Annotated in this window: 16 protein-coding genes and 2 tRNA genes; 11 read left to right on the top strand and 7 right to left on the bottom strand. The window is 71.1% G+C overall.

The window, feature by feature from the left end; genetic code table 11:
• Positions 1-75 precede the first annotated feature (75 nt).
• The gene (locus ACK8N7_RS23785; RefSeq protein WP_500444094.1) at positions 76-840 is read right to left on the bottom strand and encodes a maleate cis-trans isomerase family protein; all 765 of its coding nucleotides are present in this window, start codon (positions 838-840) and stop codon (positions 76-78) included.
• A gap of 211 nt (positions 841-1,051) precedes the next feature.
• Between ACK8N7_RS23785 and ACK8N7_RS23780 the strand changes: the two genes are divergently transcribed.
• The 8 genes from ACK8N7_RS23780 (at position 1,052) to ACK8N7_RS23745 (ending at position 7,024) form a co-directional block, all read left to right on the top strand.
• Entirely contained in the window at positions 1,052-2,026 is a 975-nt protein-coding gene (locus tag ACK8N7_RS23780) for a D-2-hydroxyacid dehydrogenase (protein ID WP_500444093.1), read from the top strand.
• 184 nt (positions 2,027-2,210) lie between these two features.
• Complete coding sequence (ehuB, locus tag ACK8N7_RS23775) at positions 2,211-3,113, top strand: ectoine/hydroxyectoine ABC transporter substrate-binding protein EhuB (protein WP_403213088.1); 903 nt, start codon at positions 2,211-2,213, stop codon at positions 3,111-3,113.
• A gap of 18 nt (positions 3,114-3,131) precedes the next feature.
• On the top strand, positions 3,132-3,863 hold the full coding sequence (gene ehuC, locus ACK8N7_RS23770) for an ectoine/hydroxyectoine ABC transporter permease subunit EhuC (protein ID WP_500444092.1): 732 nt from the start codon (positions 3,132-3,134) through the stop codon (positions 3,861-3,863).
• Positions 3,860-4,501 carry an ectoine/hydroxyectoine ABC transporter permease subunit EhuD gene (gene ehuD, locus ACK8N7_RS23765; protein ID WP_500444091.1) on the top strand — a complete coding sequence of 214 codons (642 nt, stop codon included), beginning with the start codon at positions 3,860-3,862 and terminating at the stop codon, positions 4,499-4,501. The genes ehuC and ehuD overlap by 4 nt, the downstream gene beginning before the upstream one ends.
• On the top strand, positions 4,491-5,354 hold the full coding sequence (ehuA, locus tag ACK8N7_RS23760) for an ectoine/hydroxyectoine ABC transporter ATP-binding protein EhuA (protein ID WP_403213094.1): 864 nt from the start codon (positions 4,491-4,493) through the stop codon (positions 5,352-5,354). The genes ehuD and ehuA overlap by 11 nt, the downstream gene beginning before the upstream one ends.
• A 167-nt stretch (positions 5,355-5,521) precedes the next feature.
• Positions 5,522-6,280 carry an IclR family transcriptional regulator gene (locus ACK8N7_RS23755; protein WP_403213096.1) on the top strand — a complete coding sequence of 253 codons (759 nt, stop codon included), beginning with the start codon at positions 5,522-5,524 and terminating at the stop codon, positions 6,278-6,280.
• Between the two features lie 46 nt (positions 6,281-6,326).
• The gene (locus tag ACK8N7_RS23750) at positions 6,327-6,884 is read left to right on the top strand and encodes a hypothetical protein (protein ID WP_403213098.1); all 558 of its coding nucleotides are present in this window, start codon (positions 6,327-6,329) and stop codon (positions 6,882-6,884) included.
• A 66-nt stretch (positions 6,885-6,950) separates the two neighbouring features.
• Positions 6,951-7,024 (top strand) — tRNA-Lys (locus ACK8N7_RS23745).
• A 55-nt stretch (positions 7,025-7,079) separates the two neighbouring features.
• Here the strand turns inward: ACK8N7_RS23745 and ACK8N7_RS23740 are convergent.
• The 4 genes from ACK8N7_RS23740 to ACK8N7_RS23725 form a co-directional block, all read right to left on the bottom strand.
• The gene (locus ACK8N7_RS23740; RefSeq protein WP_403213100.1) at positions 7,080-8,741 is read right to left on the bottom strand and encodes an AMP-binding protein; all 1,662 of its coding nucleotides are present in this window, start codon (positions 8,739-8,741) and stop codon (positions 7,080-7,082) included.
• Between the two features lie 45 nt (positions 8,742-8,786).
• Complete coding sequence (locus tag ACK8N7_RS23735) at positions 8,787-9,377, bottom strand: lytic polysaccharide monooxygenase auxiliary activity family 9 protein (protein WP_015608743.1); 591 nt, start codon at positions 9,375-9,377, stop codon at positions 8,787-8,789.
• A gap of 222 nt (positions 9,378-9,599) precedes the next feature.
• Positions 9,600-11,657 carry an SPFH domain-containing protein gene (locus ACK8N7_RS23730; RefSeq protein WP_403213102.1) on the bottom strand — a complete coding sequence of 686 codons (2,058 nt, stop codon included), beginning with the start codon at positions 11,655-11,657 and terminating at the stop codon, positions 9,600-9,602.
• Between the two features lie 209 nt (positions 11,658-11,866).
• Complete coding sequence (locus ACK8N7_RS23725; protein ID WP_500444089.1) at positions 11,867-13,159, bottom strand: peptidoglycan-binding protein; 1,293 nt, start codon at positions 13,157-13,159, stop codon at positions 11,867-11,869.
• 206 nt (positions 13,160-13,365) lie between these two features.
• Here ACK8N7_RS23725 and ACK8N7_RS23720 point away from each other — a divergent pair.
• From ACK8N7_RS23720 to glxA, 3 genes are all read left to right on the top strand, one after another.
• Positions 13,366-13,439, top strand: a tRNA-Lys gene (locus ACK8N7_RS23720).
• A gap of 512 nt (positions 13,440-13,951) precedes the next feature.
• Positions 13,952-15,874, top strand: coding sequence for a glycosyltransferase family 2 protein (locus ACK8N7_RS23715; protein ID WP_403213106.1), 1,923 nt, complete (start codon positions 13,952-13,954; stop codon positions 15,872-15,874).
• On the top strand, positions 15,871-17,871 hold the full coding sequence (gene glxA / locus ACK8N7_RS23710) for a radical copper oxidase GlxA (RefSeq protein ID WP_403213108.1): 2,001 nt from the start codon (positions 15,871-15,873) through the stop codon (positions 17,869-17,871). Before ACK8N7_RS23715 ends, glxA begins: the two co-directional genes overlap by 4 nt.
• A gap of 68 nt (positions 17,872-17,939) precedes the next feature.
• Here the strand turns inward: glxA and ACK8N7_RS23705 are convergent, their stop codons facing one another.
• The gene (locus ACK8N7_RS23705) at positions 17,940-18,977 is read right to left on the bottom strand and encodes a glycoside hydrolase family 6 protein (RefSeq protein WP_403213110.1); all 1,038 of its coding nucleotides are present in this window, start codon (positions 18,975-18,977) and stop codon (positions 17,940-17,942) included.
• 366 nt (positions 18,978-19,343) lie between these two features.
• A complete protein-coding gene (locus ACK8N7_RS23700) occupies positions 19,344-20,003 on the bottom strand; it encodes a class F sortase (RefSeq protein ID WP_500444086.1) in 660 nt (219 codons plus the stop codon).

Raw genomic sequence — 20,003 nt, 5'->3', positions numbered from 1 at the left:
GCCAGGGGCCGGGAAGGGGGCGTCAGGGGGCCGGGCGGCCCGCTCGCGGCGGGGGCTGTCAGGCGCCGGGCGGCGCTACTCGCGTACCTCGATGCCCTTGGGCTCCACCGCTCCCGGTGCCGGCCGGCGGGCGGCGAAGAGGGTGCCGAGGGTCGGGGCCCAGATCCGGCGGTCGGTCAGCCGCAGGCCCTCCCAGACCGTCACCTGGCTTGCCGTGAGGACCGGCTTGCCGAGCGCCTCCTCCAGTTCGGGGATGAACGCGGCGGTGTGCAGGGCGGCGTCCGGGAGCAGCAGCACCTCGGCGTCCGGGTGGTCCGCGGCGAGTGCGAGCTCCTTGACCCGGTCCACCTCCCACGTGGCGAGCTCGGCGGCCGTGGTGACACCGGCGCTCCGGGAGGACACCACCTCCTCACCGCCCGCCACCAGGAACTGCGTGAAGAACGTCGTGACGTCCTCGGGCCAGGCGGCGGCGATCGCGACCCGGCCGGCGCCCAGCTCCCGTGCCGCGTGGACGAAGCCGAAGGCGGTGCTGGAGGCGGGCAGGCCCGCGCTCCGGGCGAGGGTGGCGATCTGGTTGTGGGCGCCCGCCCAGCCGTAGACGAAGCTGCCTGCGGGGCTCGCCCAGACGAGTGCCTCGGCGCCCGCGAGGCGCAGCTCCTCGACGCCCTCGGCGAGCCGGTCCGGCGCACCGGTCTCCAGCAGCACGCCCGGCTGATAGGTGTCCTCGCCGGTCTCGGTGTGGAACAGCGGCAGCCTGATGTCCGTGTCGAGCGTGATCTCCAGCCGGGGGAAGTCGTCCTCGGCGGCGTGACCCGGATAGAGAAGTCCTACGGTCGTCATGTTCACCCTTCCGTCGGCGTCGGCACGGAAGCCACTGGTGCCCCTGTCCCTGTCAAGTATTCCCCCGATGGGGCGGCGACGGCGGGTGGGCGGGGCGCGCCGCGGGCCCTGTTGACGCGGAGGGAAGCTGCTGCGAGCGTGGTCCGCGCAGAGGTCATGATCAAGCCTGCACCTGGGGCGACCTGCGACGTTGCGGAGTGATGAGCCACCGATGCCGGAACCCGTCGTTCTCGTCCTCGACACCGATCCGCCCCCTCGCCTCGGCCGGCTGACCGGCCGGGCCCGGGTCGTGCGGACCGGTGCGGCGGAGCTCGCCGCCCGGCTGCCGGACGCCGATGTGCTGCTGGTGTGGGACTTCACCTCCGACGCGGTGCGCGAGGCCTGGCCCGGGGACGGGCCGCGGCCGCGCTGGGTGCACGCGGCGAGCGCGGGGGTGGACCGGCTGCTCTGCCCGGAGCTGGCCGCCTCCGACACCGTCCTGACCAATGCGCGGGGCATCTTCGAGCGGCCGGTCGCGGAGTACGTGGCGGGTCTGGTGCTGGCCTTCGCCAAGGACCTGCCCACCACCCTGGCCCTCCAGCGGGAGCACCGCTGGCACCACCGGGAGGGGCGGCAGGTGGCCGGTTCGCGGGCGGTGGTCGTCGGCGCGGGCCCCATCGGGCGGGAGATCACCCGGCTGCTGCACGGCCTGGGCGTCCAGGTGGCGCTGGTGGGCCGGACCGCCCGGCGCACCATCCATGGCATCGGGGATCTGGGCCCGCTGGCGGCGCGGGCGGACTGGGTGATCTCCGCGGTGCCGCTGACCCCGTCGACGTACGGGATGTTCGACACCCGCTTCTTCGGGGTGCTCCAGCCCTCGGCCCGGTTCATCAACGTGGGGCGCGGGGCGAGTGTGGTGGAGGCGGACCTGGTGGAGGCGCTGAACCGCCGGTGGCTGGCGGGGGCGGCGCTGGATGTGTTCCGGGAGGAACCGCTGGGCGAGGAGAGCCCGTTGTGGGACGTGCCGGGGCTGCTGGTCTCGCCGCATCTGAGCGGGGACACGGCCGGCTGGCGGGACCGGCTGGGCGAGCAGTTCGTGGCGATGTACGAACTATGGGCGGAGGGCCGCCCGTTGCCCAACGTGGTGGACAAGGAACGGGGTTACGTCCCGTCCACCGACAACTCCGAGGGCCCGGACGGCACATAAGGGACAGAGGCCGCCGGGGGCCGCTCACCGCAGCGGTCCCGTCACCCTCCGCCCGCATCAGGCCACGGGGAGGTCACCCTCCGGCCACCGTTCGATTACATGGACCGGGTTCCTGCATAGACGTACGGGATCGGGCAGGCGCTCACCCTGTCCGGACTGTTCGACCTCCAGGAGACCGCGAACCATGGCTGACTTTCCTCACCTTTCCCGCCGGGGCTTCCTCAATCGATCGGCGGCCGTGGGTGGCCTCCTGGTCGTGCCCGGGCTCCTGACCGCCTGCAGCAAGACCGACTCGGGTGCCGCCACCGGCGAGGGCGCCCTCGACAAGCTCCGTAAGCAGGGCTTCGTACGGGTCGCGTACGCCAACGAGGCGCCGTACGGCTACCTGGAGGGCAAGGAGCTCAAGGGCGAGGCCCCGACCCTGCACCGGGAGATCTTCAAGGCGCTGGGCGTGGAGGAGCTGAAGCCGACGCTCTCCGAGTGGGACGGGCTGATCCCGGGGCTCCAGGCGGGGAAGTACGACGTGGTCAGCGCGGGCATGGCCATCACCCCGGAGCGCTGCGGCAACGCGATCTTCTCCGAGCCGGAGTTCATCTCGCCGACCGCGCTGATGGTGCGGAAGGGCAACCCGAAGAAGGTCACCGACCTCGCCTCCGCCAAGGAGGCCGGGATAACCGTCGGGGTGATGTCGGGTGCGGTGGAGGGGTCGTACGCCAAGGGCGCGGGCATCGCCGAGGACAGGATCAAGACGCTGCAGAAGCCGCAGGACGGGGCCGACGCCGTCAAGGGCGGCCGGATCGACGCGTTCCTGCTCACCGGCATCTCGCTGCGCTGGCTGGCGAAGACCAACCCGGACACCGAGGTCACCGAGGCGTTCGTGCCGCAGATCGACGGCAACGCGCAGTTCTCGCCGGGCGGCGCGGTCTTCCGCAAGGGCAACGAGGATCTGCGGGACTCCTTCAACCGCGAGCTGAAGAAGATCGTCTCGGACCGCTCCCGCTATGTGGGGCTGCTGAAGGAGTACGGGTTCGGGGAGTCGGAGATCCCGCCGGAGGACCTGAGGACCGCGGATCTGTGCAAGGGCTGACGGGGCGGGCGCACACGCATGAGTGACTTCTTCTCCCTCCTCGCCGAGGAGTTCCCCCAGGTCCGGTCGGGCCTGTGGGTGACCCTGGAGGCCACCGTCCTGGGCGCGCTGCTGGCCGTGGTCCTGGCCTTCGCGCTCGGTCTGACGGCGGGCAGCCGACTGCTCCTGGCCCGCGGGTTCTCCCGGGTGGTCGTGGAGTTCTTCCGGGGCACCTCCCTCTACATCCAGCTGTTCTGGCTCTACTACGTGATGCCGCTGCTGACCGGCTACGAACTGACCCCGGTGATCTGCGGGGTGGTCGCCTTCGGCCTCAACTTCGGTGCGTACGGCGCCGAAGTGGTGCGCGGTGCCATCAACTCCGTACCGCGCGCGCAGTACGAGGCGGCGATCGCGCTCAACCTGTCCCCGTCCAGGCGGCTGTGGAAGGTGATCCTGCCGCAGGCCTGGGTGCAGATGATCCCGAGCTTCACCAATCTGCTGATCCAGCTGCTGAAGGCCACCCCGCTGCTGTGGCTGATCGCGGCCGCCGACCTGATGACGGTGATCCAGCAGCTGCGCGACCGCACCGGTGAGACCCTCACCGCCTATCTGACCCTGCTGGCCGCCTACTTCGTCCTGGCCTACGCGCTGACGATGCTGATGAACCTGCTGGAGCGGAGCGCCAAGCGGCGGCTCGGCCTGGACACCGGCGCGAAGAGCCTGTTCAAGAGCCGCAGCGCGTCCACGACCGCCGTGGGAGGTACCCGATGAACGGCTTCGACTGGGACGCCGTCGGGGAGTCCCTGCCCCTCCTGCTGGAGGGGTTCAAGGTCACCCTGCTCGCCACCGTGCTCGGCACCCTGGTGGCGGCCGTGCTGGGGCTGGCCGTGGCGGTGACCGGACGCGCGCCGAGCAGGTTCGTGACGGTCCCGGTGCGGGTCGTCACGGAGTTCGTCCGCTCCACCCCCCTGCTCGTCCAACTGGTCGGCGCGGCCGCCCTGTTCAACACGGTCGAGCCGCTGTACATCGGCATCACGGTGCTGGGCATCCACTACGCCGCGTACACCTCCGAGGTCTACCGGGCCGGGATCGACGGCGTACCGAAGGGCCAGTGGGAGGCCTGCCGCGCGCTGTCGCTGCCGCTCCTGCGCACCTGGCAGGCCGTGATCCTGCCGCAGGCGGTACGCAACGTGCTGCCCGCCCTCGGGAACTACGCGATCTCGATGTTCAAGGAGACCCCCTTCCTCGCCGTGATCACGGTCCAGGAGATGGTCTTCGAGGCCCGGAAGTACGGGGCCGAACAGTTCGCGTACACCGAGGTGTTCACCCTCGCCGGCCTGATCTTCCTGGTCGCGAGCTACCCCACGTCGCTGTTGATGAGGAAGCTGGAGAAGCGCCTTGGCCACTGAACCCCTCCCCCCGCAGAAGACGGAGTCCGCAGACCCGGGACCGGCCGGTGCCCCCGAGGACGCCGTCCCGGCGGCCGGGAGCACGGGCGAACCACTGGTCCGCTTCGACAAGGTCGTCAAGCGCTACGGCGACCATGTCGTCCTGGACCAGCTGGACTTCACGGTCGACCGCGGCGAGCACGTCACCCTGATCGGGCCCAGCGGCTCGGGCAAGACCACGATCCTGCGGCTGCTGATGACGCTGGAGAAGGTCAGCGACGGGGTGATCTGGGTCAACGGCTCCCCGCTGTCGCACGTCCGCACCCCGGGCGGGGCCCTGAAGCCCGCGGGCGAGAAGCAGCTGCGGGAGTCCCGGAAGAAGATCGGCATGGTCTTCCAGCAGTTCAACCTCTTCCCCAACATGAAGGTGCTGCAGAACATCACCGAGGCCCCGGTCAGCGTCCTGGGCAAGGGCCGCGAGGAGGCGGAGGTCCGGGCCCGGGAGCTGCTGGAGCTGGTCGGTCTCTCCGACAAGGTCGACGCGCACCCCTCCCAGCTCTCCGGCGGCCAGCAGCAGCGCGTGGCGATCGCCCGGGCGCTGGCGATGGAGCCGGAGATCCTGCTCCTGGACGAGGTGACGTCCGCCCTCGACCCGGAGCTGGTGGCCGGGGTGCTGGAGCTGCTCGGTGACATCGCCCGGAACACCGACATCACCATGGTCTGCGTGACCCACGAGATGAACTTCGCCCGGGACGTCTCGGAGAAGGTGCTGATGTTCGACGCGGGCCGGGTCGTGGAGTCCGGGACCCCGGAGAAAATCTTCTCCGATCCATCGCACGAACGTACGCGCGAGTTCCTCAACGCGGTGCTGTGACCTCGCAGTTGAGGCATCGACCATGACTGCGGCATATGCCAGAAGAGTGCGCCCCAGTTGACAGGGGTGGGGCGCCCCTACTGACTCGTCAACTGCCACCCCGAAACCGGGGCCCGGCGGCTATCGTGGGGCCGAAGCTTGCGGTCACAACCTTGTAGGGGGACACCGTGGCGTTGAAGCCCGAGCCGACCGCACCGTTCCACTCGGTGCAGTACGCCCTGCGCGTGCTCGAATCGGTCTCCCAGCACGGCGACGGTGTGACCGATGCCCAGATCTCCCGTGAGACGGGCCTGCCGACCGGCCATCTCGCCTCCCTGCTCCTGACGCTGCGCCGCGAGGGGTACGTCAAGCAGGTCAGCGACGGCGCGTACGTCATAGGGGCGTCCCTGCTGCTGCTCGGCTCCGGGGCGGCCCGCCGCCAGGCCCTGGAGGGCCGGCTCCAGCACGCACTGGACCAGCTGCGCGACTCGGTCGGCGCCGCCGTCTACCTCAGCCGGTACGTGGACGGGGAGGTCAGCGTCACACAGGTCGCCGAGGGCCCGCTCACCCCGGCGGTCAACGAGTGGGTGGACTTCCGCTCCTCCGCGCACGCCAGCGCGGTCGGCAAGTGCCTGCTGGGCCAGCTCGACCACGAGGGGCGGCGCGACCACCTCTCCCGGCACAGGATCGCCCGGCTCACCTCGCGGACGATCACCAGCGAGAAGGTCCTCCTCTCCAAGCTGGAGGCCCAGCCCGCGACGGTCCCGGTGCTCGACCTCCAGGAGTACGCGGTGGGCACCGTCTGCGCGGCGGTGCCGCTGACGGCCGGGGCCACCGCCGGATGCCTCGCCCTCTCCCTGCCGATCGAGGAGGCCCACCGGCTCCGCGAGGCGGCGGACACCCTGAACCGGCGCGCCGCTCCGGTGCTGCTGTCGCTGGCGCTGTAGGGGCGGGGCCCGTAGCGGGGGCCCGGCGACCGGTAGCGTCACCGCCGTGCACGCACCGATACCGCTGCTGGAGCAGCTCAGGGAGTTCGACGGCAGCGTCGACGACTACTACGCCGCCGGCTTCGAGCTGATTCCGTTCGGCGAGGACGACGGCGGCTACCCCCAGCTCTCGGAGCGCATCCGGCCCTTCGCGCAGGCGAACGGCTCCGGCTCCACGTACGCGATCTGGCTGCGGGACGACCGCGCCGACCTCTCGACGCTCCCGGTCCTCCTCCTGGGCGACGAGGGCGGGGTCCACGTCGTCGCCCGCGATCTGCCCGAGCTGCTGCGCGTCGTCGCCGCCGGGTGGGCCCCGATGTGCGGGTGGGACGGCACCGACTACCACGACGAACGCGAGGAGGCGGACGGGGAGGGCGGCGACGGGTGGGACCCCTGCCCGGCGAACCCGGCGTTCCGGAGCTGGCTGCGGGACCGGCTGGGCCTTGACGCCGCCGAGGATCCCGACGAGATCGTCCGGGCCGCCGGGGACGAGCTGTGGGACCCGTTCGCCGCCTGGATCGGCCCGCTGATCCCGGACGCGCTGAGCTCCCGCCGGAGCGCGTAGGGGCGGCCTCGGCAGGCGGGTGTCATCAGCACTCCTCGGGACCAGGTATTATTTTCGAGTCAGCAGGCGCCGTTAGCTCAGTTGGTTAGAGCAGCTGACTCTTAATCAGCGGGTCCGGGGTTCGAGTCCCTGACGGCGCACGACAAAGCCTGTGGGCGGTCTCCTTCGCGGAGGCCGCCCACAGTGCTTTTCTCCTCACTCACCCGGCGGGCGCGTCCCGTGCTCCGCGTACCGGGCGAGCAGGCCGGTGAGCCCCTCCCCGTCCAGCGGTACGTACTCCCTCTCCCCCGCCGGGTCCCACCAGACCGGGTCCGGGCAGCGGAACCCCTCCCGGCGCAGCGCCACCCGGTGAACCTTGTTCGTCGCGGTGACCGGCATGTGCTCCACGATCCGGACGAACCGCGGGGCCATCTTCGTCCCCAGGTCCGGCTGGGCCCGCAGGAACGCGGCGAAGGCGGCCGGGTCGAAGGTGTGGCCCTCGCGCGGGGCCAGGGCGGCCATCACCTGGTCTCCGGTCACCGGGTCCGGCACCGCGTGGACGGCGACGGCGGCCGCCGCGTCCCAGCGGGCCAGGATGTTCTCGATCATCGCGGCGGCCAGGTTCTCGCCGTCGACGCGGAGCCGGTCGTCGGTGCGGCCCGCGAAGTAGAGGAAGCCGTCGGTGTCCCGGTAGAAGAGGTCCCCGGTCCAGTACCAGCCGCGCCTGCCCCGCTCCGCGTCCGCCTCCGGGTTGCGCCAGTACCCCTCGAAGGGGGTCCGGCCCCGGTTGACCAGCTCCCCGATCGCCTCGTCCCCGTTCAGCAGCCGCCCGCCGGCGTCGAACCGGGCGCTCGGGCGCTCCTCGCCGGTCTCCGGGTCGACGACGGCGAGATCGTCGGCGGGGGCGGCCCGGCCGATCGCGCCGGGCGGGGTGCCGGGGGTTCGCTGGAGGGCGGCGCCGCCCTCGGAGGAGCCGTACCCCTCGACCAGCTCCACCCCGAACCGCTCCCGGAACCGGGCCGCGTCCACCGCGCCCGCCTCGGTCCCGAAGCCGAGCCGCAGCGGGTGGTCCCGGTCGTCGGGGCGCTCGGGGGTGGCCAGCAGGTACTGCACGGCCCGGCCCACATAGGTGAAGTACGTAGCCCCGTAGGCGCGTACGTCGTCGAGGAAGCCGGAGGCGGAGAAGCGCGGGCGCAGGGCGACGGCCGCTCCGGCGGCGAGGGCGGGGGCCCAGTCGGCGAGGACCGCGTTGCCGTGGAACATCGGCATGCAGATGTAGTGGACGTCCGCCGGGCGCACCCCGAAGTGCCCGGCCAGCGACTGCCCGGCGGCGGCGAGCCGGCCCTGGGTGCAGATCGCGGCCTTGGGGGCGCCGGTCGAACCGGAGGTGAAGTAGAGGAGCATGCGGCTGTCGCGGCTCACCGGGGCGACGACGGCGTCGCCGGGCCGGGCGCCCGTGTAGGGGGCGAGCAGCTCCGCGTACGCCTCGGTGTCGGTGACCAGCACCCGTACGCCCGGCAGTTCCAGACCGGCGAGCAGCGGCAGATGGGCGCGCTCGGTGATCAGGACGCGGGCTTCGGTGTGCAGGATGTCGCGGGCCAGCTCGGGCCCGCGCCGGGTGGGGTTGATGCCAGCGACGGCGGCCCCGGCCAGGGCCGCCGCGCTGAGCCACAGCGGAAATTCAGGGGTGTTGTCGAGCAGCACCCCGAGGTGCGGTTCGCTGCCTGCCGGCAGCAGATCCGCCAGGAGCGCCGCCCGGCGGGCGGCGCCCTCGACCACCTGGTGATGAGTGAGCACGGTGGGGCCGTGCTTCACGGCGGGACGGTGGTCGCCCCATTGACGTCGTACGAGCTCCGCGACGGTGCCGGTACTCTCCATGGCGCCGCACGATAACTGACGAAGCGTCAGAGGTTAATGCCGGTGTCAGAACCTGACGTCCGAGCACGCGTAGAACGCGTTGGTGGTGTCCGCGACGTTCCAGACGGCGAGGATGACGTGCTTGCCGCTCTTCTGGGTGGGGATCGTGCCCTGGTGGGTCAGCGTGGCCGGCGGCTGCTGGTTCCCGTACGGCACGGTCATGAAGGGCTGCGATTCGAGCGCGGCCCGGGTGAGCGGCTTGGTGGAGTCCCAGCCGTTCTTGGTGATGTAGTAGCGGAAGTCGCTGGTGGAGTGGCGGGCGGTGAACTGCCAGCGGAAGCTGTAGCCCTGGCCGCCGGTGACCTGGGTGGCGGGCCAGTTGCCGCCGCGCGGGTCGTCGAGCTGGGCGAACTGCCCGTTGCCGCCGGAGCAGATCTTGCCGTCGGCGGGACCCGACGCCGGGAAGCCCTTGGGCCCCTCGACGCTCTGCGGCTCCCACTGGATGTTGCCGCAGCCGGTGACCGTGCCGTTGGCGCAGAGTTTCTGCCGGCTGATGGGGGTGTCCGTGTAGCCGTGACTGCTGGCAGTGCTGGTCGCGAGCACCGAAACGCCCGCTATCGCCAGGCCGATCACGGCCGCGCTTGCCTTTTTCCGCATTGCTGTCGCTCCTCTAGAACGTGGGGGAGGTTCCATGAGCATTGCTCGACATGCTGCGCGCTTGGTGCTGGGTGGGGATACTGCGGTCTAGACCAAGTCTTAGATTATTGACGCCACATGAACATGTCCAGACCAATGAGCATCGGAATCCGGAGCCGGTCCTGAGCAGCGGAAGGGGCCCGGAGTGACGCCTCCGGGCCCCTTCCACCGCGCACGGTCCGCTCAGGCGCCGTCGCCTCCGCCGCTGCGGCCGGTGTAGAAGGCCACCGTCAAGTCCTTGACCAGCGCTTTACGTTCATAGTCGTCCAGGTCCACGATGCCGCGCGTGGTGAGCCGGTTGACAGTGTCGTCGACCGCGTCCACCACCGAAGTGAGCACGCTGTCACGGTGCTTGGCGTCGATGGCGGCGATCCGCCGCCGTTGCATCGCCGCCGCGACCTCGGGGGCGTACTCGATCCCGGTCGGCTGCGCCGAGTACACCTCCACACCGACCGGCTCGCAGTCCGCCTTCAGCATCCGGGTCAGGGCGTCGCCGACCGCCTCCGCGTTACGGAGCGTGGGGGCGTCCTCGTGGAACGCGTCGGCGGGGAGCTGCGAGAGGACCCGGGCCATCGCGGACTCGACCTGCGCGCTCAGGTACGCCTCGTGGTCCTCGATCCCGAGGGCGGCGCGCACGGTGTCCTTGATGCGCCAGACCACCAGGACGACGACGCGCAGGGCGGTGCCGTTCGCGTCCACCGCGGGGAGCGGTTCGCTGCGCCAGTGCCGCAGGCGTACGTCGACGCGGCGGCGCAGCAGCAGAGGCGAGACCCAGACCAGGCCGGTGCGGCGGACGCTCCCCCGGTAGTCGCCGAAGAGTGTGAGCACCCAGGCGTACCCGACACGGCCGCGGCCCAGGCCGCCGAGTGCGAGGACGACCACGGTGACCAGGAGGGCGAGCAGGGCCCAGGCTCCCGCGCCGATGCCCTCGTACGGGCGGGGGGCCAGGCCGACGGCGCTCAGTGCGTCGGCGGGCAGGGCGCCGCGCCACCACAGGACGGCCAGGACGCCGAGGAGTCCTGCGGCTCCGGTGAGCAGGGCGGCGTACCCGGAGAGGGCGGGCCCGGGGCGTTCGGCGAGACGGGGGTCGGCGAGGGGGGCGGGGCGGGTGGGGGGCTCGACCCGGGGGTGGGGCGAGCGGGGGCGGGGGGTGCGGTCGGCGGTGGTGGCTCCGGTGCGGGGCGCTGTGCGGTCGGGGGTGGTGGGGCGGGGGCCGACGGCCGGGGGGAGTGCGGTGGGTTCGGGGGTCTCCGGATCGTCACGGAAGAGGAGGTGTACGGGGATGGAGGCGGTGGACTCGTTGGCGATGACGGAGTGGCGGCGGGGGTGGGGCGGAGGGTAAGGGGCCGGTACGGAGAAGGTGGCGGAGGTGGCGCGGGCGCCGGGGGCGAGGTCGAGGACGAGGTCCAGCTCCGGGCCGGGGCCGGGGTCGTCGGTCCCGGTCGAGGGGGTGGCCGCGCCTCGGTCCGGGCCCGTGCCCCTGTCCGGCTCCGGGCGGGGCCCTGCCTCTTCGCCGTACGAGGGGAGCGGGGTCCACTCCGCCGAGGGTTCCGTCCTCAAACGGCGGACGGGCTGGAAGTGCGCGGGTCCGTCCGGGACCGCAGGGCTCCCCGGGCCCACGGGCCTGACATGCGGGGCCCCCGCTTCCAGGTGCAGGCTTCGGCTCGGGTGATCGGGGCGGTCGGGCTTGAGGGGGAGGTCGGGATCAGGGGCCGGGGACGGGTCCTGGGCCGGGTCAGCGATGGAGTCCGCTGCGGGGGCCGGGTCGCCGGTGGCGCCCTGTGCGGGGGCCGGGTCGGCGGCGGCGCCCGACGCCGGGAACGGGTCACGGACGGCACCCGCCCCCCGGGCCGGATCGAGGAAGGCACCCTCCTCCGGGAACGGGTCGCGCATGGCATTCCCCGCCCGGGCCGGGTCGCCGAAGGCGTTCGCAGCCGGGAGCGGGTCCGGGTCTGCGCCGGCGCCCTCGGCGGGGGCCGGGTCACCGAAGGGGCCCTCCCCCGGGAACGGGTCACCGAAGGCACCCGCCCCCCGGGCCGGATCGCCGGTGGCGCCCTTCTCCGGGCTCATCTCCCCCGGTGCGGGCTTCTCCGCCTCTTCCCTCGGGCGGAACAGTGGCGGCGGAGTGGCTGGGCCCGGCCCGTGCAGGGCCACGCCGTCCACCAGTGGCATCGGGGTCTCGCCGTGGGGGGCGTGGCCGTCGTGGTCAGTCAGGGGGTGGGGGTTCTGGTCTGGGGTCACCGGTTCCCGGTTCCTTTCCGTCATCCGTCGGGTCCGTAGGGTCTGTCGGGTCCTCAGCCCCTCGGGTTTCTCAGGTCCTCAGGTCCGTTGGTGCCTCAGGTCCTCAGGTACCTCGGCGCCTCAGGTACTCAGGCGCCTCAGGTACTCAGGACCCTCGGGCCTCGGGCCTCGCGCAATCGGCTCCACAAGCCCTCAGGGCCCTGAGTCCGTCAGGCGAAGAGCCGGCGCCAGGTCTCCGGCCCCGGGTAGCCGTCGGCCGCGCTGCCGCGCCAGCCCTGGGCCTGCTGGAAGGCCTCGACATTGCGGCGGTCCGCCTCGGTCCAGCGGGGGTCGGGGCCCGACACGTAGTGCTTGCCGTATCCCTTCTTCACCAACTGTCTGCCGAGCCGCTCGACATGGCTGTTGGACCGACCCGGCTGGAAATAGCCGCGCCCGGGGAAGACCACCGAGGTGTTCGGGCTGCCGCCCGTGACCGCGGCCGGGATGTCGCGGCCCGTGCCCGTGGCCAGCAGGCGCCAGGTGTCCGGGCCGGGGATGCCGTCCGCCTCCTTGCCCCTCCACCCCTGGGCCTGCTGGAACGCCTGCGTGGCCCGCTGGTCCGCCGTGCCCCAGACGGGGCCGGGCCCGACCGCGTAGAACCGCTTGCCGCCGCGCGCCACGAGCAACTCGCCGAGCCGGGTGACATGGGCGCTGTTCGCGCCGGGGCCGAACTGGCCGGCGCCGGGGAAGGCCGTGTCGGAGCCCGAGCCGGGCGAGCCGCCGCTGACGCCCTTGTAGCGGTAGGCGACGTAACGGTCGGAGTTGCTCCAGTACGCCATGGGCGTCGACTGCCTCCGCGTCTGCGGGCGCGCCTGCTCGTAGGCGATGTAGTGGCTGTGCGTGTAGTCGGTCCAGCCGCCGAAGATGGTGACGTGGGAGCCCTTGGACGGGTCGGCGGGGTTGTGGAAGAGGAGCATGTCGCCGGGCTGGAGGTCGTCGCGGGCGATCCGGGTCGCGTAGTTCGCGAGGCTGCCGGTCCATTCGTTGGTGCCGAGGTTCCAGGCCATCGACACATAGCCGGAGCAGTCCTGGCGGTACCCGTCCGACCAGTACTTCTCCATGCTGTACGGGACCTTCGCGGCGACCCACTTCTTGGCCCGGTTGATGATCTCGGCCCGGGTCGTCTTGCGCAGGACCGCGCTGTCCGACGGCGGCCCGGAGGCGCCGGAGCCCTTCAGCGGGCCCTTCTCGCCCTGCGGGGTGCCCGGTACGGGCTCGGAGTCCTTGTCGGCCCGGGGGGCACCGGCGCTGTGGCCCGCGGCGGCCGCCGCTCCGGCGGCCCCGCAGGACAGGACCACCCCGGCGGCCGTGGCCAGGACCAGGGCCCGGCGGGCTCCGTGCGCGGCGGGGTGGCCGCCGTACCGCACCGGGACCACCCGTGCCGCGGTCCGCCGCTGCAGGGCACACCCCGCACAGGTGCAGTCGATGGCGGGTTCGTACTCCTCGAAGACCGGCACAGTCATGCGATTCCCCTCCGCACTCGTCACTCGTCACTCGTCACTCGTCAAGATCTTTGGGCGCAGCTGCGACGGGCGTCAGTGTCTCAACTCTCCCGACATAAGGTATTTTGACGGACCAATGAGAAAAAACGACCATCTGACAGGGCGTGGCGGCGGGTAAATGGTCCGGAGCACTCGCCGGAGTCGGGTAGAGTTCTCCAGGTCAGCAGGCGCCGTTAGCTCAGTTGGTTAGAGCAGCTGACTCTTAATCAGCGGGTCCGGGGTTCGAGTCCCTGACGGCGCACGCACCATCAAGGCCCCCTCACCGAGTGTGAGGGGGCCTTGATCATTCCCTGTCCCGGGACCGGCGACACCGATACGCCATCAACTCACAGCAACAAAAGGAGTGCGGAGCGTCACGGGTCGATGAGGGGGAGGCTACGGGGCGCTTATCACCACTTCGTCACGCCCCTGCCACAAGGGCCACCCAAATCGTACGCATGGCCGACAAATAGCCTGTTTCGCTCTTGCGGACGCCTCCACTGTCGGACAATCTATCTGGAAGCATTCAGCTCCAAGGGAGCGGCTGATCCGTACAGTTGGATCAGCAGAGCGTGATGTTCCGTTTATGTGCCGCGAGGCGGGGGTCCCGTTCGCGGACGGATGCCCAGGGGGCATCATGCAAGCGGAATACACCTTTTCCTTTCTGGGCGGGCCACGGCCCGCCCAGCGGGCATGCGCGGTGAGGGACGGGGAACCACCGGGCACCGAGTGACCGACCAATCACGCACCAGCGTGCGTGCGGGGGGATGACCCATGACGTCGACGCCGCCAGGCGACCGGCAGGAGAACGACGCGTCCCGGACCACGCAGCTTCGGATACCCCCGCAGCTACGGGCCGGGGCGCAGCGCCGGTATGTCAAAAAAGAGCTGCCGCGCTACGACTACGAGCACTACAGCCGGCTGGCCGGGCCGCTGACGCAGCCCCCCGCGGGCAGGCCGTACAAGGTGCGCTACCGCTCGCTGATATCCCAGGAACCGCACCGGGTGCGCGCGGCGCTCCTGCTCGGCGGGGCTCCGCTCGTCTCGCTCGGGCTCTTCGCCTGGCTGATGCAGCCGGGCCACTGGACGGACCGCGATCCGAACCTCGACAACGACCTGCTGCTGGTCCTCGACATCGTCATGCTGGTCTCGATCGGTCTGATCGAGCTGTTCCGCACGCTGAACGTCCTGTCGAACGCGCATGCCACCCTCGTCGCCCGGGACCCGATCCCGGTGGTGCCGGAGACCGGCACCAAGGTCGCCTTCCTCACCTCCTTCGTCCCCGGCAAGGAACCGCTGGAGATGGTGACGAAGACCCTGGAGGCGGCCGTCAGAATCCGCCACCGCGGTCTGATGCACGTCTGGCTGCTGGACGAGGGCAACGACCCGGCGGTCAAGGAGGTCTGCGCCCGGCTCGGCGTGCACCACTTCTCCCGCAAGGGAGTGGCCCGCTGGAACCAGGCCAAGGGGCCGCACCGCGCCAAGACCAAGCACGGCAACTACAACGCCTGGCTGGACGCGCACGGCGGCGACTACGACTTCTTCGCCTCGGTCGACACCGACCACATCCCGCTGCCGAACTACCTGGAGCGGATGCTCGGCTACTTCCGCGACCCGGACATCGGCTTCGTCATCGGCCCGCAGGTCTACGGCAACTACGACACGTTCGTCACCAAGGCCGCCGAGTCCCAGCAGTTCCTCTTCCACGCCCTGATCCAGCGCGCGGGCAACCGCTACGGCGCCCCAATGTTCGTCGGCACGAGCAACGCAGTACGCATCTCTGCGCTCAAGCAGATCGGCGGCCTGTACGACTCGATCACCGAGGACATGGCCACCGGCTTCGAGATCCACCGCCACCGCAATCCGCACACCGGCAACAAGTGGCGCTCGGTATACACCCCGGACGTGCTGGCCGTCGGTGAGGGCCCGACCGCGTGGACCGACTTCTTCACCCAGCAGCTGCGCTGGTCGAGGGGGACGTACGAGACGATCCTCAAGCAGTACTGGCGCGGCTTCGGCACCATGCCCGCGGGCAAGCTCTTCAACTACACGATGATGATCATCTTCTATCCGATGTCGGCCATGAACTGGATCCTCGCGGCCCTCAGCTGCGCCCTGTTCCTCGGCATGGGCGCCTCCGGTGTCCAGATCGACCCGGTCATCTGGATGATGCTGTACGGGAACGCCTCCGCGCTCCAGATCGGCCTCTACGTCTGGAACCGCCGCCACAACGTCTCGCCGCACGAGCCCGAGGGCTCCGGCGGACTGGCCGGCATGCTGATGTCCGCGCTCTCCGCGCCGATCTACGCCCGCTCCCTGATGGACGCCGCGCTGCGCCGCAAGAGCTCGTTCGTGGTGACCCCCAAGGGGGACTCCTCCAGCCCGGACACCCTCTTCGGCACCTTCCGCATCCACCTCTTCTTCATCTTCGTCTTCGCCGCGTCGATGGTCTCCTCGTTCTTCTTCGGCAACAGCCATCCGGCCATGCTCACCTGGGCCTCGCTCGCCCTGCTGATCACCGTCGCGCCGATCATCGGCTGGCGGCACACGGTCCGCTCCGAGGAGAAGAAGAAGCGCCGAGGCCGGCGCCGGGCGGGGCCGTCCGGTCCGAAGCCGCAGGCCGGACCACCACGGGGCCCGCAAGGACCCGGCCCTGACGAGACCATGAAGATCGCCCTGAGGGGACAGCAGTCATGACAAGCCAATCGGGCCGGGGTGCCCGCCGTTCCGCCGGGCCGGCCTCCCGCCGCTCGGGCGCGCGGGCCCGCCGCTCCGGTCTGCGGACGCGCCGGCTCGCGATCGGCACGGTCGCCGTGCTCGCCCTCGCGGGGGCGAACGGACCGTGGCTCTACCGCTTCACCACGGAGCGCTACCACGAGTACACGATCAATACGCAGTCCTACAAAGAGGCCAACGGCCACTGGGACTTCCTGGACATCCCCGCCGAGTTCCGGGTCAACGCCGTCCACGCCGCGCTGCTGCACACCGGCAAGGTGCTGCTCGTCGCGGGTTCGGGCAACAACCAGAAGAACTTCGACGCGAAGAGCTTCCGTTCCATCCTGTGGGACCCGAAGACGAACGTCTTCAAGGACATCGACACGCCCAAGGACCTGTTCTGCTCCGGCCACACCCAGCTGCCCGGCGGCAACCTCCTCATAGCCGGCGGCACCAAGCGCTACGAGAAGCTGGAGGGCGACGTCACCAAGGCCGGCGGCCTGATGATCGTCCGCAACGAGAACCCCCGCAAGCCGATCACCCTCCCCGCAGGCACCCGGTTCACGGGCAAGGAGAGCGGCAAGACCTTCATCTCCCAGGACCCGCTGCTGGTGGAGAAGGCCACCAAGGTCTTCGACAAGAAGACCGGTGAGTACCTCCGCAACGAAGCGGGCGTCGGCCGCATCTACGTGGAGGCCGCGAAGTCCGGGCGGAAGCACGAGACCGGCACCGAGGACAACTACCGTGTCTCCGGCCTCTCCACCGCCGACACCCGCAACGTCTACGGGATCGCCCAGAAGCTGGCCCTGGACAAGAAGGACTTCCAGGGCATCAACGACGCCTACGAGTTCGACCCGGTGGCGGAGAAGTACATCCCCGTCGACCCGATGGACAAGGCCCGCTGGTACCCCACCCTCACCACGCTGAAGGACGGCAAGGTCCTCGCGGTCTCCGGCCTGGACGAGATCGGCCAGATCGACCCGGGCAAAGCCGAGGTGTACGACCCGAAGACCAAGACCTGGGAGTACAGCGGGGTCGTCCGGAAGTTCGCCACCTACCCGGCGCTCTTCCTGCTCAACGACGGCAAGCTCTTCTACTCCGGCTCCAACTCCGGCTACGGCCTCCAGGACGAGGGCCGCGCCCCCGGCATCTGGGACGTGCGGACGAACGAGTACGAGGAGATCCCCGGCCTCAGCGACCCGGACCAGATGGAGACCTCGGCGACCGTACGGCTGCCTCCGGCCCAGGACGAGAAGTTCGTGGTCATCGGCGGCGGCGGGGTCGGTGAGTCGGAGAAGGCCACCCCGAAGTCCCGGCTGGTCGACCTCCGGGCGGAGAACCCGAAGTTCACCGACGGCGCCTCGCTGGACGAGGGCACCCGCTACCCCAGCGCCTCCCTCCTCCCCGACGACTCCCTGCTCGTCGCCGGCGGATCGAGCGACTACCGGGGCCGCGGCGGTTCGGACGTGCTGGAGGCCAGGCTGTACGACGCGAAGACGGACTCGTACCAGCGGGTCGCGGACCCGGCGGTGGGGCGCAACTACCACTCGGGGTCCGTACTGCTGCCGGACGGCCGGGTCATGATCTTCGGCTCGGACCCGCTCTACTCGGACAAGCTCAACACCCGTCCGGGCACCTTCGAGCAGCGCGTCGAGATCTACACCCCGCCGTATCTCTACCGGGGCTCCCGGCCGGAGCTGACGGCCGGGCCCAAGAGCGTCAAGCGCGGCGGTACCGGCATGTTCACCACGCAGCACGCCTCCTCGATCACCTCGGCGAAGCTGATGCGGCCCTCGGCGGTCACCCATGTCACCGACACCGACCAGCGCAGCATCGCGCTGGAGCTGGAGAAGTCGGCGGACGGGATCACGGTCACCGTGCCGAAGAACCGGGCGCTGGTGCCGTCGGGCTGGTACATGCTGTTCGTCACCGACGCCAAGGGCACCCCGTCCGAGGGGACGTGGGTGGAGATCCCATAGGGCGTACGTACGTGATGACAGTTCGTACGTGATGACAGAAGGCCGCCTCCCCGGAGGCGGCCTTCTCGCTACTTCGTGGCGCGGGCCAGGCCGAGCGCGTACTCCGGCCACCAGTCGCCCGCCTTCGGGCCGCCCTTGCAGTCGCCGTCGGACTCGCCGGGGCGCTTGATCCACAGGTAGGCGTCGACCCGCTCGTCGCCCGTCGTCGTGGACGGGGGCTCGCCCAGTGCGCGGCCAGGCGGGTTGCACCAGGTCTCGGCCGGGTCGCCGCCCTCGTAGGGGCCGTTGCCGTTGCGGCTGGTGTCGATCACGAAGGGCTTGTCCCCGACCTTGACCGACAGCTTCCTGCCGAACTCCGTGCTGACGGCCGTCGTCCGGAAGTTGGAGACGTTGAGCGAGAAGCCGTCCGCCTTCTCGATGCCCGCCCGCCACAGCGGTTCGTGCAGGGTCTCGGGCGACTGCCAGCCCGCGTTGCCCGCGTCCACGTAGACCTTGGTGGCGGGCTGCTTCTTCAGCCGCTCGATGGCGCCCTTCAGCAGGTCGTACCGCTCGTCGTGGTGCTCCTGCGGGGTGCAGCCGTCGACCAGGTGGAGCAGGGCGTCCGGCTCCAGGATCACGGTCGCCTGGCGGTCCCCGATGCCCTTGGCGACCCCGTCCACCCAGGACCGGTAGGCGTTGCCGTCGGCGGCGCCGCCCTTGGAGAACTGGCCGCAGTCGCGGTGCGGGATGTTGTAGAGGACCAGCAGCGCGTACCGGTCGGCCTTCGCGGCCGCCTCGGTGACCCGCCGCGCCTCGTTCTCGGGGGCGTCGGGGCCGATCCACTCACCGACCGGCTGCTCCGCGATCTTCCGGATCAGGCCGGCCTTCTCCTGGTCGCCGTCCTTCTCGTACGCGGCGACCTGCCGGGCCGCGCTGCCCTCCGGGTTCACCCAGTACGGGTCCTTCTCCTTGGGCTGCTGCCCGACGACCGGAGCGCTGTCCCCGTCGCCGTCGCCGGAGCAGCCGGCCAGCAGCAGGGCGGCGCAGACCGCCGCCGTACCGGTCACCCTGAAGCCGGCCGCCGCGCGTCTGCGCGGCCGGGACCGGCCGGTGTAACTGCCGTACATCCACTCCCCCTTGGGTGCACTGCCTGCACTGTTCTCACGGGTCGCACCGCTGTGCTGCCGGTCCGGGCCATCCTGGCACAGGGGCCGGTACCGTCCTGCGGCGGTGCCGAGGAGCACCACCGTCGCACAGAGGCATCCTGTTCCGGACATCCTGTTCGAAACCGGTGTCCCCGGGTACCCGTCCCCCTACAGTGGCGGCAGAGATCGACCCCGTACCGCACCGACCTCCCGTACCGCGCCGGGCAACTCCCGCGGCCCGGTGCACGCGGTCGAGGCCGGCCCGGCCGGCGCGCCCCTCCCAGGGCGTGCCGGCCGGACCGGATGTTCTTGAGCGGGCCGCGTGACTCCTATGCGTCCCGCGGTGACCTACGCGTCCCGCGCCCCCGTGAGGTAGGCCGAGACCACCACGTTCGCCGTGTAGGAGCGGGTCTTCCGGTCGTACTTCCCGCCGCAGGTGATCAGCCGGAGCTCCGCCCGGCCGTCCACGCGGGGCCCGTACGCCTTCTCGGCGTCGAAGCGTGCCCTGGTGACGACCTGGACGTCGTCCACGGTGAACTCGGCGACGCTGCCGTCGTCCCGGACCACCCGCACCTTCTCGCCCGGCCGTACCGCGCTGAGCCCGTAGAAGACGGCCGGCTTGGTCTCGGTGTCGACATGGCCGACGAGCAGGGCCGCCCCCTCGGCGCCGGGCTCGGTGCCCTTGCCGTACCAGCCGGCGGTCTGCGGCAGGTCGTACGGGGGCGGGTCGATGGCCCCGTCCTTGTCGAGGCCGCGCGGGACGACCGGGGCGTCGATCCCCACCGAGGGGACCTCCACACTGCGCGGGGCGGCGCCGTCGAGCGGTTCGCGCGCCGGGGGCAGCGGGGCCCCGAGCGGGCGGCCGACCGCGGCGACATCGCCGGTCGTGGGCGCCGACATCCCGCCCGACGCGTCACGCCCCCAGAGCCAGAGGCCGAGCAGCAGCACGGCCCAGGCCACACCGGTGAGCAGTCGCCCGGTGCCTGCCGGGCGGTCCGGGGCGGACAT

It is taken from the genome of Streptomyces griseobrunneus, assembly GCF_046713465.1.
Lineage (GTDB): Bacteria > Actinomycetota > Actinomycetes > Streptomycetales > Streptomycetaceae > Streptomyces > Streptomyces microflavus.
The sequence above is the reverse complement of the archived record's forward strand: the minus strand, read 5'-3'. Positions and strand labels throughout refer to the sequence as shown.